This is a genomic window from Flavobacterium sp. W1B (assembly GCF_047344965.1).
In the GTDB taxonomy this organism is placed as follows: Bacteria; Bacteroidota; Bacteroidia; order Flavobacteriales; family Flavobacteriaceae; genus Flavobacterium.
This window is the reverse complement of the sequence record NZ_CP178845.1, coordinates 3001747-3022695: the sequence shown is the minus strand read 5'-3', so window position 1 is coordinate 3022695 and position 20949 is coordinate 3001747. Positions and strand designations below refer to the sequence as shown.

Below are 20949 nucleotides of genomic sequence, written 5' to 3'. Positions count from 1 at the left end.
AAAATTTTCTTTTTGTTAAAAACTAGCGTTTTTCTAATGTACAATTACATTACCTTTTTTAATATCATAATATTCTTCCATTTGTTTAAAATCTAATAACAATCTATCTTCACCTCCAGAGTAAAATAAACGTAACTCAATTTTCATTTTATCAAATGCTTCTCTTAAGTTTTGTTTCTTAATATGAAAAGAAAACCTACAGATATTGATCGTTTCATCAGAAAAAATTGTTGAATTTGAATTTGCTGAAATTTTCACTCTATCTTTCTGTAAATGAGTATGGCTATATCTTTTAATATCTTCACTGGGTTGCCATGTTATAGAAAAGTTATCAGGTAAATATTCATAAAAATAAGTGTTTAATTTATACATAGACTCTTCGATATCCCCAAAATTAGTAATAGCAATAGAGCATTCAAATTGCTCACACCCATCAACTGTATCAATATAGCTAAAACCATAATTTGATATTCCTAAATCTGCTTTTGACTTACGTCCGTATAAATTTCTAATTTCATATTCCTCCATAACAACCGATTGAAAATCGTATCGCCTATAAAATTTTTTATCTTTATTGATATGTGGTGCATCTTTACTTTCGGGGATTTGCACAACATATATTGTTTCTTTTATATTTCCTTTATTTCTAATTGGAAATATTTTTAATCCTTCAATATTTCGTTGAATGGTAGTACTAATTACCTGTTCAAGCCATTCTTTACTGTACACATCACCATCAATAAAAGAAAAACTATCAGCTTTATGATTTTTTTCAGATAAACCGTAAACTATTATTCCTCCATTTGAATTAGCAAAAGCCGAAACATCTTTTGATATTTCCTTTTTTTTCATTTCTTCTTTTGACAGTGCACCGCTAGCTTTAAAATCAATGTTAATCGATTCTTCAATACCATTATCTATTAATGATTGAATGAATTCAATATCATACTCTTCTCTTTTATGAATTTCCATTTATATAGTTTTGATTAGTAAATTTCAAATGTATAAAAAACCGCCCTAGCGGGCGGAGCAGTACTTTAAAATTTTATTTTAGTTAAAAACTAGCGTTTTTTTATATCTGCTTCATCATAAGAATAACCACGACCATTAAGATTTGCAACTGCTACTAATCTTTTTAAAGGGGCCGTTCTTGGATTCATCACTATTTCCATCCTAATTTCTCCAGTTATCGAAATATCGCCATTAGGATGATTTACAATTGGTCCTATATTCTCAGTTATTTTGATTTTCATAATAATTCACTTATAAGTTAACGTGCTTCATTTATTTCAAATCGGTCTTGATTTATTTCCTCTGCAACAATTGAGTTTTGGTATATGGTACTAAAATCTTTCAATCTTCTTTTAAAAGTACTTTTCTTAATCAAACCAAGAGTGAAAAACAAAACATGTAAGTCATCATCTTTAATTGGACCATATTGGAATTTAATTAATTCGTTGTTTTTAAACCAAGTCATAAAAAGGAATAATTCCTCAATTTTACCTGATTTTATTTTGAAGATTGTCATATATAATAATTTTATAATCAAATATACACAATTTTAATCCCCCACACTCGGGTCCATACCCGTAAATTGACTGTGTGTATTCACTTGGTCTACAAAAGCCCTACGATAAATCAAATACTTAAACGCATCAGAGAAGTTCGTCGAATACATCGGGCGTAAAAGAATCGGTAAACTTTCTGAGGATTTATCCTTATGTAAGCTTTTAGAACCTTTGGCATCCGTTTTTATCTTGATTTTTGTGAGTTCTAAGGAACTTTTCAAGCATTTGCACTGGAACTTATCAATCTTAAGTTTCAATAGCCCTGCGGTCATTTCTCCCATCAAGGCCTTCGCAAAATTAAACTCCTCCTCCTGGTATATCGTCGATTGGTTTTCTGACATCAGGTTGACAGTCCAACCCGTAGAAGTGCCGTTTTCCCATTCAATCGCATTTTTAACCGCATTTGCCCAGTCTCGTTTTGTTTTACTGTTCTGGTTTCCCGAGCGATCATAATACATATCGAGTACCTTCACTTTATGATGCTTGAAAAATTCACGGAACTTTTGTCCCAATTGAATTTCATTTTCAGGAGCCAGCGTGTAAAATTCTTTTAGGCAATACAAGTAGTTCCCTCTTGGCTGTGCCGTCACAATACTACACATATCACCAAAATCCACACCGCATTCCAGTTTCGCATTGTGGTCGATGTATCGCAAGGCCAAACTGCTTTCCTCGATTTCATCCGTCAAAGAAAAACGATCGTAATAATCAGTTATCACACCATCATCATAAAAATGATGTTCTCCAAGATTTCCGTAAAATTTTTCCCCTTTCTTCAAATTGATTTTCAATGAAAGAATGGCGCTTTTAAATTCTTCAATTCCCAAAGCTTTCAAACTATCCGAGAAATAACCTTCCGTGAGGATATCGACATTTACAAAAGACGAAACCACATAAAAGAAAGTCAAATCCTTACGGACCCGAATCCATTTTTCCGTCCAGCGAACTAAATTGCCTTTTAGCTTTTCAATCGCTTCATAATCGCCCACTTGTTTGTATGAAAGGATTTCCCTTTTTATTTCATTCAGAACTAATCCCACTTCAAGAGCCAGTTTTACCTGGTCTAAATCCATGTTTTTTTCGTCCTGCAAAATCCAGTCATCATCACCATCGATAATGTTAGGCATATCCGTTGTAAAAGTAGTACCGCGATAATAAACAGAATGCCCAAACATAGTATATTCCCCACGAATAGCGGGAGTCAGTTTCTTTAATTTTTGGAATTTAAGCAATCGGGATTCATCCCCGTACATGTGTTGGTAAGAACCACCCGCCAATCCTCCGGGTTGATCCAGTGAACCAAGATTAACAAAACAACCATTAAAAACTGAAATCGTGTGTTTGTAGATTTCTACCGGTTTGTATGGGAGTTTAAAATGGGAGGGCGGGCGTTTGTCCGTAACATAATGAATTCCTTCTTTCCATCCTTTACGGTTCCATCCTTCCAGAAGAGTAGGAACGATATTCTTCATGCAGTTCGTGTAAGTGTCAGAAACCAATACCTGATAGCTTTTAGGCATATCATGCATGATTATTTGGCTACGTTCCGCAATAATATCCGCAGTTTTGGCAGTAGCACGACCCGCTATTAATCGCAAATCTTTTGGAGCAATCAGGAAAATGACCGTTTTCAGCCAACTGGCAAAACGCCCTTGTACATCGGTATCATTAAGACTTACGTGGGTCTTCCTGCTCATTTGGAAATATTTTTAATTTAAATCCTGGTATCAGGGATTCCTGTTTAATTCTTATTTTTTCTTTCTCGGTCAATTCCGGAAACTTATCAATCATTTCAGATAGTTTCTGACGGTTTACCTTTGGCATTTCGAGAGCTTCAGCATCCCATGTATAAACCACAAATGGAGGTTGGAAAACTTCATCCGGTAATTCCTCTTTGTCGGGTTCATTTACCGCTCGGAGTACTCCCGCATCAATACACATTTTCACCACCTTTTGAGCATCATTTACATCCTTGGCCAGTAGCATGGCAAAATTGATCATCTTATCAATTTTATCTGCATAAATGTTTTTCCACGCATCCTTAGAAATTTTAGAATCACGGTAAAAATATTCCTGTGCTTCATCGCATACTTGCATTGCCTTATAACGGGAGAGTTTGTATTTCTCAGAAACCATCAAATGCTTTACAATAGCCTCCTTGCTGCCAAACTGGTCTATTCGCAAAAACATGCCACGAACCATGTCCAATAGTTCCAAGTAAACCACAATATGCTCAGGAGCATTTTTAGGGTTACCCGTTTCCATGAAATCATATATGTCCCGTAAGTTTACCTGATCAATAGTCATCTCCAAAAAGTATTCGGTTTCTAATATTATTTACTTCGTTTTTCTCGGCTTCTTTCAGGAATATTTGCGCTGCAGTAATATTTCCTGCCTCTGCCAATTCCTTTTGTTTGTTGTTGATATTGAATTCCGAAATCAATTTCCCGCGCTCATACGCCATGCGTACCTCACTTTCTTTATCGTACCATAATTGCATGAAAGCCTTTTTATCTATCTCAAGATTAAGAGCAATTTTCTCAGGCGAATAATTACACCCCGCCAAATCATGGATTGAAGTCATTTCTTCTTCCGAAAATTTAAGATCTAAATGTTTCATTATTCTTTGATTTCAAGCGTGTCAACGACTTCTTTATCACAAATAGTTTCTGTGGTTAAACCATAATTGTAACCCATTTTACCATTAAATCCCATGCCATATCTGTAACCCGAACTTGTTTCGGTATGTGATTCTACACAACGAGTTCGAGTATAAAAAGGTTTTCCTTTTATATAAAACTCTGGCTTTGGTTTACAGGAAGCGAGAAGAATAACAACTAATATGCAAATTGATTTTTTCATCGTTTTGTCATTTCGAGGAACGAGAAATCTCATCCCTATGATTCTTATTAAGTTTCGGCGGATGCGGAGGATTCTGCATTCTAGGAACTGATCCTTTTCTCTTCGGAGGCGGAGGATTTCTATATCTAGGCATCCCAGTACTTCTACCACTAGAACCCAACATCAGCGAAACCCAACCCAAAGCAAGAGCAATCCAAATTATTTCCATTATTTCGATTTTATTAAAACATAAATACCCAGTAAAAAATATCCAAATGCAAGCAAAACAATAGGCTGTGCAGGAAATTCTTTTGGCAAATAATTTGATAAAAGACTAATTGTCATCGCTAAAACAATCAAGACAGCACCTATTTTTCTCATGAACTACGTTTTTTTGGGTTTTGTCAAAAATTGATACAATGATATCGGAGCCGTTAGGATAAAAAACAACAGTGTCAATACACAGATAAAAGTTCCCAAAAGAGAAATTACAGCTGTTAAAGCCGAAGCTGCCAATAGTATCAATACAATCGCCACACAGATTCTTATAAATCCTAAGAATATTTTTTTCATATTGAGATATTTTTAAAGTATTTAGGCTGAGGAATTCGTTTAGTTTCACACGAAATAGTTATAATTGTTTTTCCTCTTGGGACGAATCTCAATGTTGTTTCAAATTCTTTTTCAAATGATTCTGTAACTGATTGAATCTCATTTTCTGAAAATGTTTCATCGGTATAAACAACCTTATCTAAATCGAATATTGCTCCTGTATTCTTCATATCAATACTTTTTAAGTTTCGAATCCGTAAACAACTTCATTCTAAAATCATACAAGCCTTTACTATTCCCAAATACATACTGCTCATAATGCGCATTCTCGCTCCAGTTACCGGAACCTTCAATCACATAATGATGCTCATGCGTTTGCAGCAGGCAAACCTTAGCATGAACCCATGCATACAGTACAGTTACATTAGGCCTACTGGAAGCCATCGCCATCAGGTTATCTATTACCAATGGATTTCGCTTTATCATACTATCACTAACCAATAGCGTGATGCGCTCAATTTTACCCGTGTCATGCAGTTCAATCAAGGCCTCAACAACCTTTCGGCTAATGCTATAAGTAGAGGCATGCAATTCCTTGATAGGATATAGTTTAGCCACAAGAGGAATAAATGTGAATGCATTAAAAGCCGTATCACTTTGCAAAAAGAAAAACTCTTCCGGAGTAGGCACTCGCATCAGGTCATTATCTAAAGAAGACACCTTTTGGTAATGAGCGGCCAAATACTTCGATGTGAAAACTTCCTCCTTTTTGTCATTCCGACTATCGGGAGGAATTTCATCTTCCTTTTTCAGCAGCTTTTTGTAATCAAACAGCATTCTATTTTTTATTAATGCCCAACCTCTTATTGACTAAAGCCAATTTCTGCTCACGCTCCGCAACACGTGTATTGATTTCAAGGATTTTAGCTGTGTTTTTGGCTTTCTCGGCTTTTGCCAAAGATTTTTTGTTATCGGTAAAATACTTGGCAGAACTGCCTTTGTACAAATACAATTCCTCCGAAGTCATCGTTTCCACTTCACGAGTCAATTGCAGTCTTTTGAAAAGAGGATGCTTTCCTAAAACTTTACCCGTTTCAGCATACGCATTCAATTCCTCGTATATTCGTTGATTTTCATCAAAAGCCTCGACAGCTTCTTTGGCTAATTCCGCTAAATAATCTCCTTTTGGTGCTTCACCTCTTTCGGCTGCAGCAATTTGTTCCTGCAGTTCTAAGTATCGATTCCAAGCCGTAATCTTGTCAGCAACTAATATTTTAAACTCATCCGGACAGTTTGGCTCACTCAGGAAAGGAAACTCAACACGAATCGATTGAGCGTCTATTTTAGGCATAGATTTCAATTCCTCTACTTCTTCCTTCAAAGCCTCGTTTTCTTCCTCTAAATCCTCTTTTTCAAGCTGTAATTCTTCGTTTTCCGACACTAAGCTTTCATTTTCCTGCAGCAATGTATTTACAGCAACATTATCAACAAGAGGTTCTGTAGTAGCTTGGATACCTTCTGTGTTAGTATCGATAAGTTCTTCACTTTCGACTTTCAACTTTTGACTTTCTACTTCTATTTTCTCCAATTCTTCTGTTAAAATTGCAGCAATAGTATTTTCTTCGTCAGCTAGAGCCATTTCAATAACTTCAGCTAATCCAGTTCCTTTCTCTACACATTCAATTTGAGCCCATGCTCTTAATTCTTCTTCACTAAATGCAAGAATATAATCTGGCAATAAAGTTTCACTTTCAACTTTCGCCTTTTGATTTTTGACCGGCACAGCCACTTTCTCCAAGTCAGTAACGCCATGCATTTTTTGCAAATCGTACAATAAGTTTTCCAAGCCTCTTTCAGAATATCCCTGCACGTTCAGTGATCGTTCTGTCCCTAAATTTTTAGTAGGCGATTGACGGTACAATTCATAAGCCTGGTTGAACTGCTCGTGTTTTTCATCCGGTAAGTTCTGGAAGAACTTAATTACTTTTTGTTTCATGACTTTGTTTTTAAGTTTAGTTTTTGAATGACTGTAAAATTGGTAATTACCTATCAAAAACACTGTGACATGAAAAAAGCCACTGCAATTGCAGTGGCTTTTCATCCAAACTAACTAACCAAAAAATATTATCCTCTGGACTTTTCAATTAAGAAAGTCAACGCGCCATTTACAAAAACTTCTAAATGAATCACGGCTCCTTCAAGAGCAACCCAAGAAGTACCATCTTTCAAAATAGCTTTCTTATCAGTTACCCCAGTGGCTAATGTTGCAGGACCTGCACCACCACCACCTATCAAAGTGATCACATCACCATGATTCAATCCTATCTCAGAGAAAGCAATCGAAGCGGTAACAGCTAAACTTGGTAATTGGTATAGCTTACCATTCGTTTCATTTACAGCAACAGCAGTAGCTGCAGCAACAGCAAATGGAGTCGCAGTTGGAGTAGAACCCAAGTAGTGACCAGGTAACCACTCTGTTTTTGCAAACTGCTCAAAAACCAGCATGTGTTTACGGGCATCGTTATCGTCCTGTCCTGCAGGTTTCAATTGCACAGGAGCACACTTGGTTCCCACCACTTTTCTAAACGTGTCCTGACAGCTGCCATGAATCACGATACAAGGTTCGCCTAACCAGTCAGCAACGAATTCGTTTATTTCTAATTCATTACCCGGATGTTCTCCTTCAAATTTATGTTTTAAGGAAATAGAATCTTCATCACCGTCGCTCTCGTATGGTGCCTTTGTTTTTGAGGCAGTCATATAGACTTCTGCCATTTTTGGGTTTGCCTTTAAAACAAAATCACCAATCATTAGCACTTTCTTTGCATTTCGTGCCGGCCAGACTAAAATGTCCTTAGTCGCAATTACGATTACATTAGGGTCTTTGGGAGCTGCTGCTCCCGATGACGTTTTCTTTATTTGTGTAAAATACATAGCTGTAAAATATTAAGCTTAATTCAATTAAGCGATTAAACGTTCCGTCTCGATCCAAACACCGTCAACAAAAGTCAGCTGAACGTAATCGGCATCTGTACCTAATGTGGCTGCAGAAGCTACATTAATATTACCCACATCAGCTAGAGTCACATCAACAAGTGCAACATCAGTACCGTAAATCTTAATAGATTTTCCTTCTACACCATTGATGATGTTTGTGATTGCTGTTGTTTCAGTTCCGGCGAATCTAAATACCGTTCCTCCTTTGGCATCAATTACTCCTGTTGTGAAATCAATATCCGTGGTAGCGGCAACTTCCGGTTCAGTAGTTCGGCTTAATTCTTTGAATTTACCATCTTGCTGAGCAAATAATACCAAAGTTCCTCCAGTCGATAAATCAAAATCAGTTCCCAACAATAAACTGGCGTTTTTCTTCACATTTTTAGCGGCAGCTAATCCTTTGTTACCTTTGATTCTAACAATAGAACCTTTGGTAGCTCCTTCTATACTGGTAATCTCTGTATTCCAAGAAGCATCCACTTGAATATTAGGGAAAGTAATTTTTAGAATACCAGATTCATCATCAAATACAGGCGCAAAAACTTCATTACCAAATACTGGCATATTGTTAGACCATACTTTTTGAATTTCAAAACCTCTAGGATCCCCTTCAGCTAATTTTGTCCCTACTTGTTTCAAACGAATCCCCAAACGGTAATCAGCAAAAATATTAGTATCTCTCTTATCATGAGTGATAGTAAATTTTCCTTTTTCAGAAACATTGTAATCCAATATCTCTACGTTACTGGATTTTGTAATTCCAATAAAATCCGTTTTAGTTTGATCAATTAACTCTTGAAAAATAAAATTAGGATAGTCAATAGGAGACATCAATTGGTATTGCATTTTTCCCTGATCTGTACTAAATTGTTTAGGATATAATTCACCCGCACGTTTCAAATAAGCCTTTAACCAACGAGAAGATAATTCAATTTCTAAACCTTGCTCTTTCCTTTCGATTTCCGGAATTAACTCAATCATGGTATTGATATAATCCACAATATTAGCCTCTGTTGGTGCACCAATATCAAAAGCACGGTATTGTTTAGCCACATCTCTGTAGTAGTACCATAAATAACGTAAACCATTTTGAGAATTAACCGCTGCACCTGGCATATTATCACCTCCAGGAGACTGAACGAAAATACCGTTGATTTGCGCAATTCTATCATCAAGCATTTGACGTTTAATCAATTCCCCTAACAGGAATCCGATAAATGACATTTTCCAAGGATGAGAACCATCTGTTTTATTGTATGATCTAATCCAAGTGTTTTCAATTTCTTGCAATTCGTAACCACTGAACGTGATGTCGATTTTCTTACGATACACTTGCCCTTTTTCAGAAGCAATTTTGAAGTTGTTCTTTGGAGACCATCCTTTGGCTCTACCTTGAACAATTTCATCCGGCATGATGTATCCTTCAGAAACTCTGTCTAATACACCCGTTCTTCTGCTCCATTGAGAAGGTAAGTCACGGAAATCATTAAACAATGAACTTAGCAAGCCGTTGTTTTCCTCTACAAAATGTTCTAAATCACTTTGTAACAAGGGAATTACACCACTTTGATTAAAGTCAGTCGCTTTCATGCCACCGTCTCTCAAACGGGCATTCCATGATCTTCCGCCATCAAAAGCATTGTATGCTTTGTTGTCACCAAATAAGTGTGTTGCTGAATGTCTCATGTTTTGATTTCCTCGTTGAATTACAGCCTCCGGTTTATCCCCTTCCGGCTCATTGATTAATTTGGCAATAATAGCAGCCTGTTCTTTGTTTTTGGCTCCAATTGCTTTTACTGTTGCAATTGCAGTACCATTACCGCCGTCTGCTGTATCATTAGCTAATGTGGCTAATTCCTCGGCCGACAAATTACTTTCGGCAACCATAGCATCAATCTCATCTTGAATGGCTTTCAAGTCCAGATTGTTTTTAGCCATGTTCTTGATCTCGGCATCAATACCGTTAATGGCTTCATCAGCCATTTTTTCGCCAAGGGCATCGACAATCTTTTGTCGTTGCTCGGCACTCAGATTCAAGGCTTTGTTTTCGCCATCAATCGGGAGTTCCTTAATGCTCAACAGTCCGCAAAAAGCAAGTGCTGTTCGAGCCATCTGTTTCAATTTCATAGGGTTTTTGTTTTAGGGGGTTAAAAATTTATTTATAGCGATTTCAATTCACTCATAATATGAAGCCTGTTTATGGCTTGGTCACGGCTACCAACGGAATCAATCATTCCGTATTTAATTGCTTTATCAGCAGGGAATGTTTTCCCGGAAAGTACACCTAATTCTTCTTTTAAATTCGGTCTGGCTGATTTAACAGCTTCTTGAAACTTGATCGCAATTGGCGAAAGGTGTTCTGTTTTTATCAAATCATAATCTCCTTTCAACGCCAATGAAAAAGCTTCGTTTTTATGCTCGCTTTCCTTTGGATAAATTTCATGGAAAACATAACCCAAGGATTCCAAATACTTACGATTGTCCGCAAACGAAGTCATTACACCAACAGAACCTATCGAAGCCGATACGTTATTGTCAGCCATGATATAATCAGCCACCGCACATACAGCCCAATAATGCAAAGAGCAACATTGATCTATCAACGCTACCACAGGCTTGGTTTTGTTTTTACCAAATTCAATAAAAGGACCTATTGCCGAAACAGCACCACCTGGTCCGTCTACATTAAATACAATTCCAATGATATTAGGATTAGCATCCGCAGAACGCAAAGCATTTACAATTTCATCAGCACCGTAAGTACACCAATCGCCATACTTCATTACAGGCCCTACCATATCAATAACAGCAATCGAACCTTTAGGTATTTCAACCACGCCATCCTGATTAGGTCTAACTGCTTTCTTATTTGAATCTAGAATAGTAACTAAGCTTTTAGTATTTTCTGAAAAGTCTAATTCTTGACCTGTCAAAATTTTATGTGCTATTGGTGCATAAGCCGTCAGCCCTTCAAATGACATAAGCCATTCCCCACGAACCAAGTCCATTAATAAATGATTTACTTTCATTGCTTTTATTTTTTACGAAGGTGTTATTTTCTTTTAAAAAACGCTGTGACACGTGTAAACCACTTAAAGCGATTATTTAAGTAAACCAATACGCCACCAATGACAATAAGACAAAGCAACCACCAATAACTCCAAAAATTGAATCCTGATTTATCCAGAGAACTATTCAATGCTTCCTTTTTGGCTTCTCCTTTTTTGGCTGCAGCTTTTTTTGCCGAAGCTTCGCTTTTACTCGAACTTTGGGAACTTTCCGCCTTATCGATTTTCTTGTCTTTGAATTCGGTTGTGGTTTCCTCGGTCAACGAAGCATTATGCAAATCTGTTTTTTTACCGTCGGGATCAGTAACACTGGCGGGTTTTGAGGGATCTATTGGAGCAGCCGTTTTCTTAGTCGTAACCGTTTTAGTCTTATCGTCTATTTTTACTGAGGTTTCGACCTTCGTATTCGATTCTTCTTTTTTGATTTCTTCTACGCTATCGGCGCTTTCTGCTTTATTGGATTCCTCGGTTTTTGTCACTTCTTTTTGTCTGGAACTACAGGAGTTCATCGCTATCGAAATGCCAAGAACCACAATCCAAAACATAATATGTCTAATCGTTTCGTTTTTCATCTTATCTGTTTTTAGGGAATTTTAATTTGTGATACAATGCATTTACCATAAGCATGAAATACTCATACTCCTTGTAGGCATCAAACGAAGGACATTCTTTGATGCGCTCCCAAGACTCTATAGCTCCATTCCTGTTTTTATCGTCAGAGAAATGATAATGCCCCACGATCATTAGGTTTTGCAAATCGTTCCCGTTTTTTCGCAACCAGTCCATCATTTCTATTATTTCTAAGAGAATAGCATTTTTTTGGGCTTGCGTTCTGGTATCGCTCGCCACCTTTACATCGGTTTGCAAAACACCACCACGGTAACTCATGTGCAAACATTGAGAGTTGAATCCAGCAACTCCATTAGTAGGATTATTGTAATCCTCCAGTTTATGGCGGGTACCATCATAATCGATCCAAGTGGCATACCCTGGTGATTTCCATCCTAGGGTTTTCTTCCAGAAGTCCTGCATGCTTTTTAAAGTTCCATGTCCGGCTTGGCAATGCACTACGATATATCGTATGTTCTTCGCTCTATTACTCATTTTTATCAGGGTTTTTGGTTCCGTCAAATTCGAACCATTTATTATACTTTCTAAGAATGATACCTAATAATCCATTGGCCTCTGAGTAACCCAATGCTCCCAAGTTCTCCAACCACGATATCAATAATTGAAAAACAATTCCGGTAAACACAATGAAATACAGCCATTCATACGGATTAACTTCTAGACCTAAGACAGTAGGAGGTGTCATTTTGGATGAAAAAGTATGCAGCACATACAGGATAGACGCAAAGACGCCAATCTTAAAGATCATTCTCCCCATCTTCCGGCTCTTGATTCGCTCGCCTTTTTTCTGTACAGAAACTTTCGTTCCAGTCCATACTTCGGCACAGACTAAGAATATCAATGCTATAAAAACCGCAATATCTAATCCAAGGTAATTCTCCGTAAAAAGCCTTATTGTTCCTAATACAGCCGATAAAAGCAATAGAATATTTCCTTTATCTATATAGAAAATTTTGAATAATGTAGTAGAAAGATCATGCGTATCATCATAGCCAAAGCCTTGAAGGAGGTAGTTTATTGTTTTCATAGAGCATAATAGGTTTTGTGCTATTTATACCCCAAACTTATTGTTATACATGAACAAACACTGTGACATGAAAAAGCCTGTCATTTCTGACAGGCTTGGTATTAAGTAGTAGCATAATTCATGATCTTGGGCGACTTCTTGGTCTGGAACCTTGATATTATTTTACAGTTTTTTTTTTCCCGATAATACAACCTTCGAAGCGTATCATTAGAAAAACCAAATTCCAATAAATCATATTTATCGATAAATTTGTCAATAGCCGAAATAACCACCGCTTCGCCATTATTCTCTACACAACCATTCATGTAGGATACAAAGGACATGCGGAACATATCTTCCAGCAGATCATTGATATCATCAGTGGCATCTTGCGGAAGCATCAGATAAGAGTTTCTTCCATTCTCATGTTTGTAAAACTGACCTTGGTATTTCTTTCCGTTTCCATTGTCTGATATCGTAAGGAAAAGATTGAAATTAGCCACATTCAAAGGATATCCTGCTTTGACCATAAGCAAACGGATAATCCTGCCTACGGTGGAAACGTTAGGCGAATACAAGATTGCTTTTACTTTCTTGTTTCCATAAATGACTTCTTTACCTTCACTTTCTTTGAAAAAAAAAGGTACTAAATGCTCACGAATAACTATAGGAACGATGGACATAGGCTAAATTTTATTTGAATATTACTTTCTTGCGCCAGCTTGGTATTTCATAATCATATCAATTACTTTTGGACCCGTCAAGCCAAATCCTAATGCTAAAAGAATTGTAGCTTCAGGCGTAAGATGTTCTACCGAAAATCGCATAAGTAGCATAATGGCCAATATTGAAAAAATCAATTCAGACAGATTGTCTCTCAGGAAGAATCTAAAAGAGAATTGATAAGGTGTAGCTGTTGATTCGGCATTTCTTTTTCTCACTTTTGAATAGTAATAAAAAGCAAGTCCAATAATGGCAAAAAATAATCCCGCTAACCAAGTTGGGTAATCCGGTGTTCCGGTAATTAAGTTTAAAAATTTGTTCATGTTTATTTGTGTTTGTTGATTAAAATTTAAGGGCAATTTGAAATTGAAACGATATACCCGTTGTTATCTATCTTGACGAAACGATTACCTTCAGTAAATCTGAATCTATCGAGGCCTACAAAAACTTCTGTTAATTCTGCATCGTTGAATAACTGTACTCCTACTGATAAAGTTGTTGATGTTGAGTATTTAGATAAATCTAAGAATGAACCACAAACAGCAGTTCCTGTAGTATCGTTAGTGGATGAAAAAGGGAATCCTGTAGAAGTGATACAATCTTGAATATTAGTAACCACTCCTGAATTATTTATAGTTAGCAATTGATTAGCGCCCGAGTAAAAATAGTCAAACCCTCCTCCCGGAAAAGTAGCCGTAAGAGAGGTATTTGAATAAAATACCATCGACAATGCTATTGCACTTGAATTGCTATATAAATTACCTGGCGTATCATAAACCGAACAAGTAGCACTATTTCCCTCTCCTATACCGTAGGATATTGGATAAGTATAATACGTTAAAGCATTCACCCACACACTTCTAGGTACAAGCTGATTACTGGCATAGCTATCCATAGCCGATGCACTAAGATTATACTTAGCCAACGCTTCATTTTTCGTCATGCATTGATTAGAAGTAACATGAGATTGCCCAGCATTCAAAGCAAACCCAAGTGATTGAGCTTGCGTGAAAGAAACCATCTCGTTTGATGCCTGCCCAAACGAGAGTAGTGACCAAAGGAGTAATAGAATAAACTTTTTCATATTATTTTGCTTTTTCTAGTTCTTCGATTCTTTTTGTCAACTCTTGCACTTTGGCAACCAAAATTTCAATATAACTTACCGATAGGTAGCCATCATCATTCTTTTGTACTTGGTCTGGAAAGTGCTTACGAATTTCTTGTGCGATATAGCCAATATGCATTTTATCATCACGCTTATCTTTCCAAGTAAAATAAGCCACATCACCATCACGCTTGTGAACGTATTTTAATCGTCGGTCTGAGGATTGATTGAAGAAGCCTGATGCTGTTACTGATCCATCAAATAGAGCGTTAGCCTCATTTGTGATTGTCATTCCACCCTGCCAGCTTTTATCATTACCAACCATACCTACTCTTACATACCTAGCTGTAGTTGCACCGTCAGTCTTTATCTGAATTGCTCCACTATAAGCACCACCCCAAATAGTTTTTAATGTTGGGCTACTATTTCCCACAATATCTCCGCTAAATACACCTTCTGATGCTGTTACTGAGCCATTAAAATATCCTGCTCCGTTGACATCCAACTTAGCACTTGGCGTATTTGTCCCTATTCCTACGTTACCTGTTTCTGTGATAGTCATTCTAGTAAGTAGTCCTGAACCATTACTGGTTAAAAAGTCGATAGCTCCTGTATTTACGGTTCTATTACCTAAAGCAATAGCTGTGTTTTTATTCGTACCATATTTACCAGTGATAGTGGAGCCACCACTTACATAAGATTGATAATCAAAATCAATTGAGGTGAGATTGCCCGTATTGATATTAGTAGTAATCCCGTTATCAGAAATAAAACTATTTCCGATGTTACCCGACCCTGTAAATTTAGGTATGTAGTTAGTTGTTCCTGTTCCTGTAACTGGATTGGTTAATAGTGGTTGGTAAGCAGTAGACGTGTAGGCGTTTGAGCCTAGGCCTAGCCATGATTGAACAGCTAGAGGTTCATATCTCCATGCTGTACCTCCACTGGGATCGGTTCCTATAAGATGACTCAAACTACCATATTGAGGTGTTGAAAATGCAGTAGATAGTCCTCCCCAATTAGTAGCATTCCCACTTATATTAATCCCCCAAGTTCCAGTTGCTCCTGTGCCTCCTAGTGTTGGTGCGTAGGAATTGAAATTCGCATTATCTAATAGCTTTCTCCAAGGTGTCCAACTCTCATTATATGCTCTTGTATAAGATTGACCATCTTGAAAATCAGTAGCTAATTGCCCAGTTACATTCCAATTATTTCCATAAGTAGATATTGCATAATAATTAGTCGTTGGATTATTGGCATGTGGAGCAAATCTATATGAACTACTTTGAAATTGTGTATTGGGGTCAGTTCTTTCAGTACTACTATTTAAGACATATTTATCAGCATGATTCCCCCAATTATAAGCAGTTTGACCATTTAATATCCTTGAATCATTACCCTCTGCAACTGTTCCTGTTGTTGTTCCGAAACTCTTGTTGAAAGCGGTTTGTTTTGGGGAAATAATAGGTTCTTTTCCATCCAATTGCTGTTGGATCGGAGAAGAGGCATTGTTGTTTGTGCTTTGCGCATCCGTCTGGTATCTCTTGTTTGCAACCTCTGGAATGTGAGAGGTATTAAGACTTACAACCCCTTGCTGTCCATTAACACTTACCACATCATCTGTACCTGATGACCACTCCCATTTAGTTCCGTTATGAATGATAAAATCATTGGCGACAACAGCAATGTTACCAGAACCTAAATCAATAGTTCCGCTAGCATTTGCTTTATATACCCAACCGGCAACGCCTGTACCATCTGATAAAGTAGGTGTATTGGTTGCGGGATTCCACATTCCTTTGTAAATCATCAAAGAGGCAGGTAGATAAGCAAAAGGTACTTTCCCACCAGGATCTAAAGGAGTTACTCCATTATTGGCACCAATAAGAGTAAGGTTAATTTTAGCGTCAATCGCAGCTTGTAATCCCATCACGGTACTAATTGCTTGTGTTCCGGTATGTGTTGCCCTGTCTCTCAATTGAGCATCAGTTGAGTTGGCAGTTGCACCCGCTTGAATGCCCGCAAGTTTATTTTTTTCAGCCGTGGTATAATCTTCTGTAGAGAGTTGCTTTCCGGCTACTTTATCTACTTTGGTAGCAAGTGTATTGTTTATCGCTGTAGGGTCGAAATTAGACAGTCCGGCTAATTTGTTTTTTTCGGCAGTGGTATAATCTTCTGTTGATAGTCCTTTACCAGCTACTTTATCTACTTTCCCAGATATATCAGTAACCGCCAATTCTTGATAAAAAGTACCATTCCATCGGTATATTTTATTGTTGTCTCTGGTAACATACAACTTGCCGACTATTCCCGTAACGGGAAGTGCAGTCGCAGTACTGGCTTCGATTACGTCAATTAAATCAGTTTTTTGAATATAACCAAATGTGTTATCATCTTTTATAGTTGATATTTTAGTTACTTCCGTGTTTTCAATAAGCCCTGTAAGCTTAATATTCTTATAACTCGGAATAGTTTGCGCTTGTACGCTAAGAGCTGTTAAAAGCAATAAGTAGACAATTTTTTTTTTCATTTTAGATGTCATAAGATGTTAGTAATAATGGATTCCCTACTAAATAAGTAGCATTTATAAATTGTCCCTCGACAAAGCCAATGCACCAATCGCCTGAGTTTGGTAATTTATTTGCTGGATCAGGCGGTGTTCCGGGTTTTCTAAATATTTGAAGCTCGTTGTTTTCGTATATTTTGGCATTCAAAACCTTATAGAACAACTCGTTTACGGCATCACGCATTTGGTTAATTTCGGCTGCAGCCAAATATTCTTTAGTCCCGTATTGCTCTAAAAAAGCAACTAACTCTGGGTTGTTTACTTTGTCTTCCCATTCTAGTGGTAGATTGTTGCTCATTTTAATATAAGATTACTGGGATTAACGCTTGTGAACCTATCAATCCCGGACTGGAAACATATCCACTGGGAAAAATAGAAACCGTCTGGAATTCTACTTCGGCGGTCTTGATGTTAGTTTTGGTTTTAATTTTTGGTCGGGCATTTTGTACAAAGTCGTTACGGCCTATGATAAGATCCTTTCCGTTAGTCAGATTTAGTTTTATGAAAATGGCTTTTTGCACCAGGGCAATACGCTCTGATCTATTCCCGTCAGTAGAAGGGAAGCGTATAGTAACACTTTGTTTATAGGAAGTTCCTGCAGCGCTTTCTTCGCTTTCTTCGCCAAAAGAAACGGAGCCTAAACCAATATGTGTTTTGGTAAAATCAGTAGCTATCATTGCTGAATTATAGAAGGGTTGCCATTGCGGAATGTTGGCCGCAGTAATTTGCCCTTTAAAAGCAAGTTCTACCCCGCATATATTTGGATTAACAATTACTCTATCAAGTAGTTCCATGAAAAAAAATGTTTTCACGAAGATAAGTAAAAGTTTACTAAAAGTAAATTTTTAGCCTTAAAAAATGTACTAAAAGTACATTTTATTTCCAGCAGAAAAGAAATAGTTATTCTTTGAAATTCTCGTAAAACCCATAAAAAAATGTAACTCTGTAACCGAGACAGTAAATACCTTGTGAACCTCAATAAACACAAGACTTAACGGTTTACAACGGTTTTGTAACCAAGGGAAGAAAGAGAAATGTGTTTTTGTAACCTCTTTATTAGTTACATTTTTTTTGTAACTACAGTTACATTAATAAAAGTAAAATGTAACCTATATCTCTATATTTTACGGCACATTTCGGCAATGGTTACAAAGTTACATTTTTTTAGGTGCTTATAATAAATAGGGGGTAAGGGGTAAAATGACGTAAGAATGCGCCTACCTACTTGGGGGATTTCAGAAAAAATAATTCTATTGTATGGGGCTGGGCAAAAAAGCAAAACAACAGTTGCTTTATACTGCGTTTATCCGTACAAATCCCTTCTCAAATTCATACAGCCAATTCTCAGGAGGCGGGAAAGTTTTGGGCATAAAAAAAGCAACCAGATACTATTGTTCACTGGTTGCTTGTAAGCGATTGTCTCTCAAAAAGGTTTTATTATTTTTTTTTATCGCTTGGGCTAGGAAATGGTTATTTCATTGGCGTTTCGTTTTAAATTTATAACGTTGGCTAAGCGCAATGCTCCCCTTGGTCGCACTAGCGCCTAGCCGGGCGTTAGCGGTCAGGCTATCGAAACCTAACCGAAACCTGATTAATATAGTTTTCAGTATTTTCTTTAAATTCATCATTCGATATTTCTTCCCATTCTGAAAAAATAAAATGTGCGGAACAATGAATATGAAATAATTTTTTACCAGGAGTAATCACTAACTCAATTCCAAACGCATCTGTTGAATTAATTAACTCTTCGCATTTAAAATAATATATGCAGTCAATATCACGACTATTTTTTTTTCTATAATATTTGTTGATTTCAAAAAAGCCCGAACCGCTAACACTCGTTTGCACGCATTGCGGATTTTGTGGTTCAATCATATTTTCGTTTTGCATCATATTTATTTTAAGTTGAAAATTATCGGTTACGAACTCCGCAACGACGAGCAAGCGAGATAACGTTAACTCCTAATGTGATACGCACGATTATACGCTTCTGCTAAGTCAGAATTGCGTTTGCATTCTTGATGAATCTTCTTCAATAATTCTGTTTGTCTTTTCTTTTCCTCAATAATTTGACTTATCCCAAATAAATTTTGTAAATACTTTTTCATAGCTGTTTTATTATTTACTATTACTCTTACCGTTGTTTTAAAAATTCCTCAATTGCTTTTTCGGTATCATCAAAAACATACCATACTTCATGACCGCAATCTCTAGCCCAATCGATAAATTCTTTTAATATTTCTTTTAAGTCTTCCATGTGTTTAGGTTTCTATTTAATAATTTTAAGCAGCTAATATCCATTCTATAATTCCGACATAATTTGCCTCGACCAGTTTTTGCGCTACCAGTGGCACAACTGAGTTTCCTATAAACTTCTTCTGATCAGTTTGAGTTCCTTCTAGTTTGTAGCCCTCCGGAAAACCTTGTATGCGTAACATCTCATCTACCAGGAGCATTCGCATTTTGATGTCGATGATTCCATGCTCGGCCATGAATTCTTTTATCTTGACCATGATAGGCGTGTCATTCTCATATATGATAATTTGACCTTGGCCAGTCTCAGCGCTTACGATATAAGGCGGTTTTTTGTCCATTCGGGCAATCAGTGTAAAGCAAGGATCTTCTATAGAGCTGCCTTTACTGGAAAACTGCGGGTTCAATAACCACTGCTGCACATTGACCAATGCTAATTTTGGGTTATTGGTTATCGTTCCAGCCGGAACTTCAACCGATGCAGGAAGTGAATTTCCGTACTGCTGATCAATAAAATGACTATTGATAACCGAAACCCTGTCTTTGGTCGTAAGCGTTGGACAGGCGCCTTCTATCGAGTGCACACCGCCATTGCCGTAATAGGTATTCAAATGGATAGAAGAAACCACCGCATGACTGTTTTGAGTGGTCAGAGTCCCTATAGGTTCTTCTGTCGATTTGCATCGGTTTTTGTCGTTTCCGGAATTGTAGACCTTTGTAAAAACGGTTTTAACAATGTTATGGGTATTACCCGAGAGAATAGTTCCCATAGGTCTATCTAATGATTTAGATTTCTCTTCCGGATTAACACTTCCTCCATTATTTCGATACGTAAATTCAATTTCGTTGCTGAATTTCAAAAGCCCCTGATAAATTCGAGCCAAAGTGTTATCTACCAAAGGTTTTTTCCTATCAAAAATACTTTCTCCTTCGATATCTAAAAGTAGAACTTCACGTACTGCTTTCCATTTCGTTCTTGGTTTTTCGAATAGAGCAGGAGTACTGTTTACTTTTTTGCTGTGAGTAGCTTCTGGCCAGTTGATAGGCATTCCTTTTTTGGCAAACTGGGCGAAATAACGTTCGCGGGAAGTATATGCGCCAAAATCGGCGGCATTCAATAATCGATAATCAAAGTTGAATCCTCGTTTCTTGATGTTGTTTACCCATTTCAAATAGTCTTTTCCTTTGTCTTTGCTTACCGGTTTTCCAAATACGTCAAGAGGTCCCCAAGCCATGAATTCCCGCACGTTTTCGATATAGAGATAATCCGGATTCAATTCGTCCAGATACATGAATAAATGTTCTGCAAGTGTTCGACTGTCCGCATTGCGAGGCTGACCGCCTTTGGCTTTGCTGTAATTAGTACATTCAAGAGAAGCCCAAATATTGATAATACAATTAGGCTCTTTGGTTCTAATTTCATCAACCAGCTGCTTTATTTTAAGTACCACTGCAAAATCCCGAATATCTTCCGTAAAATGCACACATCCCGGATGATTCGCTTCATGTGCTGCAATGGCTTTGGCATCGTGATTAACGCAAGCCAATACGATTGCATTGGCTTCGGCTAAATGGATTCCTGTGGTTGTTCCTCCCGCTCCGCAAAAGAGATCGATCCAGTATATGGTTGGGTTTGTCAT

At 37.2% G+C, this 20949-nt stretch carries 28 protein-coding genes; all 28 read right to left on the bottom strand.

The features are described from left to right. Window positions 1-33: 33 nt before the first annotated feature. On the bottom strand, window positions 34-972 hold the full coding sequence (locus ACMDB5_RS13155) for a helix-turn-helix domain-containing protein (protein ID WP_413998718.1): 939 nt from the start codon (window positions 970-972) through the stop codon (window positions 34-36). An 89-nt stretch (window positions 973-1061) separates the two neighbouring features. Then, window positions 1062-1253 (bottom strand): hypothetical protein, encoded by a 192-nt coding sequence (locus ACMDB5_RS13150; RefSeq protein WP_413998717.1) that lies wholly within the window; start codon window positions 1251-1253, stop codon window positions 1062-1064. 17 nt (window positions 1254-1270) lie between these two features. Beyond that, a complete protein-coding gene (locus ACMDB5_RS13145; protein WP_413998716.1) occupies window positions 1271-1528 on the bottom strand; it encodes a hypothetical protein in 258 nt (85 codons plus the stop codon). A gap of 33 nt (window positions 1529-1561) precedes the next feature. Beyond that, on the bottom strand, window positions 1562-3265 hold the full coding sequence (locus tag ACMDB5_RS13140) for a hypothetical protein (RefSeq protein ID WP_413998715.1): 1704 nt from the start codon (window positions 3263-3265) through the stop codon (window positions 1562-1564). Further along, window positions 3237-3875, bottom strand: coding sequence for a hypothetical protein (locus ACMDB5_RS13135; RefSeq protein ID WP_413998714.1), 639 nt, complete (start codon window positions 3873-3875; stop codon window positions 3237-3239). Before ACMDB5_RS13135 ends, ACMDB5_RS13140 begins: the two co-directional genes overlap by 29 nt. Beyond that, a complete protein-coding gene (locus ACMDB5_RS13130) occupies window positions 3865-4188 on the bottom strand; it encodes a hypothetical protein (protein WP_413998713.1) in 324 nt (107 codons plus the stop codon). The genes ACMDB5_RS13135 and ACMDB5_RS13130 overlap by 11 nt, the downstream gene beginning before the upstream one ends. Further along, window positions 4188-4430, bottom strand: a complete 243-nt coding sequence (locus ACMDB5_RS13125) for a hypothetical protein (RefSeq protein WP_413998712.1) — start codon at window positions 4428-4430, stop codon at window positions 4188-4190. The genes ACMDB5_RS13130 and ACMDB5_RS13125 overlap by 1 nt, the downstream gene beginning before the upstream one ends. Window positions 4431-4437: 7 nt before the next feature. After that, on the bottom strand, window positions 4438-4638 hold the full coding sequence (locus tag ACMDB5_RS13120) for a hypothetical protein (protein WP_413998711.1): 201 nt from the start codon (window positions 4636-4638) through the stop codon (window positions 4438-4440). Then, the gene (locus ACMDB5_RS13115) at window positions 4638-4790 is read right to left on the bottom strand and encodes a hypothetical protein (protein ID WP_413998710.1); all 153 of its coding nucleotides are present in this window, start codon (window positions 4788-4790) and stop codon (window positions 4638-4640) included. The genes ACMDB5_RS13120 and ACMDB5_RS13115 overlap by 1 nt, the downstream gene beginning before the upstream one ends. A gap of 3 nt (window positions 4791-4793) precedes the next feature. Beyond that, window positions 4794-4982 carry a hypothetical protein gene (locus tag ACMDB5_RS13110; RefSeq protein WP_413998709.1) on the bottom strand — a complete coding sequence of 63 codons (189 nt, stop codon included), beginning with the start codon at window positions 4980-4982 and terminating at the stop codon, window positions 4794-4796. Next, entirely contained in the window at window positions 4979-5191 is a 213-nt protein-coding gene (locus ACMDB5_RS13105) for a hypothetical protein (RefSeq protein ID WP_413998708.1), read from the bottom strand. Before ACMDB5_RS13105 ends, ACMDB5_RS13110 begins: the two co-directional genes overlap by 4 nt. Window position 5192: 1 nt before the next feature. Beyond that, complete coding sequence (locus ACMDB5_RS13100; RefSeq protein ID WP_413998707.1) at window positions 5193-5798, bottom strand: hypothetical protein; 606 nt, start codon at window positions 5796-5798, stop codon at window positions 5193-5195. A gap of 1 nt (window position 5799) precedes the next feature. Further along, the gene (locus ACMDB5_RS13095; RefSeq protein WP_413998706.1) at window positions 5800-6957 is read right to left on the bottom strand and encodes a hypothetical protein; all 1158 of its coding nucleotides are present in this window, start codon (window positions 6955-6957) and stop codon (window positions 5800-5802) included. A 128-nt stretch (window positions 6958-7085) separates the two neighbouring features. After that, window positions 7086-7895, bottom strand: a complete 810-nt coding sequence (locus tag ACMDB5_RS13090) for a hypothetical protein (protein ID WP_413998705.1) — start codon at window positions 7893-7895, stop codon at window positions 7086-7088. Between the two features lie 27 nt (window positions 7896-7922). Beyond that, window positions 7923-10085, bottom strand: a complete 2163-nt coding sequence (locus ACMDB5_RS13085; RefSeq protein ID WP_413998704.1) for a hypothetical protein — start codon at window positions 10083-10085, stop codon at window positions 7923-7925. A 32-nt stretch (window positions 10086-10117) separates the two neighbouring features. Continuing rightward, window positions 10118-10987, bottom strand: a complete 870-nt coding sequence (locus ACMDB5_RS13080; protein WP_413998703.1) for a S49 family peptidase — start codon at window positions 10985-10987, stop codon at window positions 10118-10120. Window positions 10988-11010: 23 nt separating this feature from the next. Further along, the gene (locus tag ACMDB5_RS13075) at window positions 11011-11598 is read right to left on the bottom strand and encodes a hypothetical protein (protein ID WP_413998702.1); all 588 of its coding nucleotides are present in this window, start codon (window positions 11596-11598) and stop codon (window positions 11011-11013) included. Between the two features lies 1 nt (window position 11599). Then, window positions 11600-12130 (bottom strand): hypothetical protein, encoded by a 531-nt coding sequence (locus ACMDB5_RS13070; protein ID WP_413998701.1) that lies wholly within the window; start codon window positions 12128-12130, stop codon window positions 11600-11602. Beyond that, window positions 12123-12683: a phage holin family protein gene (locus ACMDB5_RS13065; RefSeq protein ID WP_413998700.1), complete on the bottom strand. Its 561-nt coding sequence runs from the start codon at window positions 12681-12683 to the stop codon at window positions 12123-12125. Before ACMDB5_RS13065 ends, ACMDB5_RS13070 begins: the two co-directional genes overlap by 8 nt. Window positions 12684-12784: 101 nt before the next feature. Beyond that, on the bottom strand, window positions 12785-13345 hold the full coding sequence (locus ACMDB5_RS13060; RefSeq protein WP_413998699.1) for a hypothetical protein: 561 nt from the start codon (window positions 13343-13345) through the stop codon (window positions 12785-12787). Window positions 13346-13366: 21 nt separating this feature from the next. Continuing rightward, entirely contained in the window at window positions 13367-13708 is a 342-nt protein-coding gene (locus ACMDB5_RS13055; protein WP_413998698.1) for a hypothetical protein, read from the bottom strand. A 26-nt stretch (window positions 13709-13734) separates the two neighbouring features. Beyond that, window positions 13735-14406 carry a hypothetical protein gene (locus tag ACMDB5_RS13050; RefSeq protein ID WP_413998697.1) on the bottom strand — a complete coding sequence of 224 codons (672 nt, stop codon included), beginning with the start codon at window positions 14404-14406 and terminating at the stop codon, window positions 13735-13737. 64 nt (window positions 14407-14470) lie between these two features. Beyond that, on the bottom strand, window positions 14471-17020 hold the full coding sequence (locus ACMDB5_RS13045) for a pyocin knob domain-containing S74 family peptidase (RefSeq protein WP_413998696.1): 2550 nt from the start codon (window positions 17018-17020) through the stop codon (window positions 14471-14473). 1 nt (window position 17021) lies between these two features. Further along, on the bottom strand, window positions 17022-17354 hold the full coding sequence (locus ACMDB5_RS13040) for a hypothetical protein (protein ID WP_413998695.1): 333 nt from the start codon (window positions 17352-17354) through the stop codon (window positions 17022-17024). Window position 17355: 1 nt separating this feature from the next. Then, the gene (locus tag ACMDB5_RS13035) at window positions 17356-17850 is read right to left on the bottom strand and encodes a hypothetical protein (RefSeq protein WP_413998694.1); all 495 of its coding nucleotides are present in this window, start codon (window positions 17848-17850) and stop codon (window positions 17356-17358) included. A 772-nt stretch (window positions 17851-18622) separates the two neighbouring features. Continuing rightward, window positions 18623-18949: a hypothetical protein gene (locus ACMDB5_RS13030; protein WP_413998693.1), complete on the bottom strand. Its 327-nt coding sequence runs from the start codon at window positions 18947-18949 to the stop codon at window positions 18623-18625. Window positions 18950-19190: 241 nt separating this feature from the next. Further along, window positions 19191-19313, bottom strand: coding sequence for a hypothetical protein (locus tag ACMDB5_RS13025; RefSeq protein ID WP_413998692.1), 123 nt, complete (start codon window positions 19311-19313; stop codon window positions 19191-19193). Between the two features lie 25 nt (window positions 19314-19338). Next, complete coding sequence (locus ACMDB5_RS13020; RefSeq protein ID WP_413998691.1) at window positions 19339-20949, bottom strand: DNA cytosine methyltransferase; 1611 nt, start codon at window positions 20947-20949, stop codon at window positions 19339-19341.